4 protein-coding genes are annotated in these 3,048 nt (G+C 40.2%); 2 read left to right on the top strand and 2 right to left on the bottom strand.

The features are described 5' to 3' along the window. The first annotated feature begins 5 nt into the window (after positions 1 to 5). A complete protein-coding gene (locus ACWVCM_RS07565) occupies positions 6 to 152 on the top strand; it encodes an Ig-like domain-containing protein (protein WP_455201122.1) in 147 nt (48 codons plus the stop codon). Positions 153 to 1,112: 960 nt separating this feature from the next. Beyond that, on the top strand, positions 1,113 to 1,619 hold the full coding sequence (locus ACWVCM_RS07560; RefSeq protein WP_455201121.1) for a hypothetical protein: 507 nt from the start codon (positions 1,113 to 1,115) through the stop codon (positions 1,617 to 1,619). A gap of 86 nt (positions 1,620 to 1,705) precedes the next feature. Here ACWVCM_RS07560 and ACWVCM_RS07555 read toward each other — a convergent pair whose 3' ends face one another. Then, positions 1,706 to 1,909, bottom strand: coding sequence for a hypothetical protein (locus ACWVCM_RS07555; RefSeq protein WP_455201120.1), 204 nt, complete (start codon positions 1,907 to 1,909; stop codon positions 1,706 to 1,708). Positions 1,910 to 2,147: 238 nt separating this feature from the next. After that, on the bottom strand, positions 2,148 to 3,048 hold a 901-nt coding region (locus ACWVCM_RS07550), incomplete at its 5' end, for a PDC sensor domain-containing protein (RefSeq protein ID WP_455201119.1).

The raw sequence follows: 3,048 nt of genomic DNA, 5'->3' as shown, positions 1-3,048 counted from the left end.
CAGTACTGGGTGGTAGTATAAGTGTCACTACAGATGGTGTAGTAACTTATACTGCACCTGCTGGTGTGACAGGTATTACGGACAAATTTGCATTTACCGTCACTGACGGCAAAGGTGGCGTCGGCGTCGGAGTGGTTAACATTACTTTATGACCAGGTTAAAAAGCGTCAGATACAAGAGAACAAGTTCTCCCAAAAAGGCGGCAGAATTCTTATTCAACCCTTTAATTTCTCTATGACGAACTTGTTGGCATAACCGAACACTATATTGTGACGAACGCGCTTTCACGATAGGCATGACATCGAAACGCACATAATATTAATAGACAGACCACATTTATTGAATCTAGTTTGATGGACTTTGTATTTGTGGTCTGTCCCCTATTATTTATAAACTTATTGAAATAAAACGCTTCTCAAAATCAATTTTCATGGGGGGTAATGACATCAAAGTTAAGCTAGAGTCATACACAACAATTATTATATTTACTATTAATTCCTATAAAAATTATTATTGATAACCCGGGCCGACATTCAAACAAGACTGTCTGATTTCTCGTACTTATTCTCGCCTGATTACAATTGAACATTATCTGTTACATTTTTTGACTGAGAGCTAACCATTAAATTGGGGTCTGGCGCTATTTCTATGACGATATTGGCAAGATAATTTTGCATCGCCCAAAAATTGTCCATACCTAATTAATCACTTGAAAATAGATGTAACAATTTTGCCTTGGATCAAAAATCCTGCTTAAAAATTTCTTATCCGCATAGAAGCTAACTATAGTTTTTTTATACTTAATTGTTTGCACATTCCTCGCGGTATTTCACTAAGTTTTACTTTTAGAGATGTCATGATTATCAGAGCTTTATTGATAATGTTACCGGTATTTCGTCAGAAAATTTGCAGATCATTAATATAAGCAAAGCAAATTCCAAATAATAAAAGCTGTAAATACTTTCTGGTGTTGAAAGTGCAATGACATTGGTCACAAGCAGGCAGTGGAACTAGCTACGACTAATGGACTACTGAAATGACTAAAGAAATCCTCGTGATAGTTGCACCAACATTTTGATCTTTTAATCAACCACCAAACAGGAGGGAAAACTATGAAAAAGACCATAAAATATATAGTCAACGCATTCATGTTGACGTTTGCGCTAGGCTTTGCGAACCAGGTCGCTGCAGACTCAATTACAATTCCACTTCCGGCTGGTTATGCCTGTCCTGATTTTGATTTGACAATTGAGATATTTCCTAATGACCATCGTGTAATGAAAGAATGGACAGACCAATCTGGTTTTCCGGTGCGTATGCTTGAAGCCGGAATCGGTGCCGATCTGGACTTTATTAACGAATACACTGGAGCAACTTTCTCGATAAAGGCTAATGGATCAGTTTCACACACAACAATTAATCCTGATGGCTCCCAAAGTGTGTCGGTTGAAGGTCATAATGTTCTCATTTTGTTTCCGACTGACCTTCCGGAGGGAGTTGGACCATCAACGAAACAGTATATAGGACGTGTTGAATACTCAGTCGATGTGAATGGTATATGGACACTTCTGTCAACGAAAGGAAGGACAGTAGACATATGTGCCGCGCTGTCCGAATAAGTACGTTGCGAATCAACGGGGTTAGGCTCGATTGATTTTAAGTTGGCTTAAGGTTTCAACGGAGTCTGCCCCCATTGATCCTTTAATTATTTATCTTTTTTATCCAGCATGTCTTTGAGATCAGAAAATGGGGTATATGTTGCATTCGCGCTGTTAGCACTATAACTCACACTAACACCCTGCTGCGCATCCAGCTGCCGTTGATGTTTGTTGTCATGGCAATAGTGGGAGAACCGGAGCGGACCTGTAAAACTATCGTGGTTACCCATCATTAAACCGATTAGTCGCATTATTTATCACTTAGAAGGCCTGTTTTGTAGGTCAAATGAACCGTCTAAGCCGTGAAGTTTACGTGAAGATAAAAAACTCATTCTTAGGAGTGGCTTTTTGAAAGTAAAAAGGAAGGTCTAAGGTGAAATGACAGTAAATCTACGGCCTTTTCTATTGAGTGCTCAGTGAGTTGGGTAGGTCCGACCCAATACCAGCAATCTAGGTCCGACCCAATACCAGACCATCAGAGTGCCCCCTTTAGTCCTGTGCACTATTCCAGAAAGCATGTTCTCTATTCAGGAATTCATCGTAAGGGATATAATGCGAACCATCACATGAGAAGTTAAGACTGATGATCCCATTAAAAATATTCAGTGCACCCGAACGTAAATACAAAGTGTCATCCATGAATCTCAATTGTCGTAAACTATCAAGAATCGGCCGAATTTGTGACACTGGAATCGCTGCATCCTTAGGATATGCCCTGTTTGGATAGGCCAGGCAAATATTCGGATCAACAAGTGCATCCAGGCTGAGTAAACGATAACGAAATGGATCATCAAAGTGCCAAATAACAGAACGATTACTTGAGAAATGGAACTTTGCATGAAAGACACCATGATCGACGATCAACTCTTCAATGACACCAAGTACCGTATCAATATGACGATCCATATCACTATCACTACGTGTTTGTGAAAACACATTTCGACGGATAGAGGGGTCCCCTTTAATTTGTTTCCACTCGCGGGGCTCTTCATATAAATCACGCGTTAAAGGCAAATCACGTAAATCAAAGTCTGCGCCGATAAAGCCTATGATTTGATTATCTTCATCGCGCACCAATTGCATCGCTGTTAACGAGGGGCGTTTTGCGCGCAAACTTATATAGGCAGTCGATAACATAAATTCACCACCGGATGCCATCTCTTGCACATAAGGACGCTCTGAACGGTCACGACCAAAATGTCTGGTTACCAGGCCTTCATGACTGACATTATCACTTATTTGTAGCGCATCTTTATCTAATACATACAGGTATTTACAATAAGACATGGTATGTAATATTTCAGTGAGCGCATGATTCAAATTTTCACGATCACCCCAGACCTTAGCACATGAATTTGCCGCCCTTCTCATCGGGTCAACCAACATAGTG

This window comes from Kaarinaea lacus, assembly GCF_975902315.1.
Note: the sequence above shows the minus strand (reverse complement) of the source record. Positions and strands in the feature narration are given on the sequence as shown.

Coding starts and splice junctions, on each gene's coding strand:
- ACWVCM_RS07560 (WP_455201121.1), top strand. CDS start 1,113: ATGAAAAAGACCATAAAATATATAGTCAACGCATTCATGTTGACGTTT.
- ACWVCM_RS07555 (WP_455201120.1), bottom strand. CDS start 1,909: ATGCGACTAATCGGTTTAATGATGGGTAACCACGATAGTTTTACAGGT.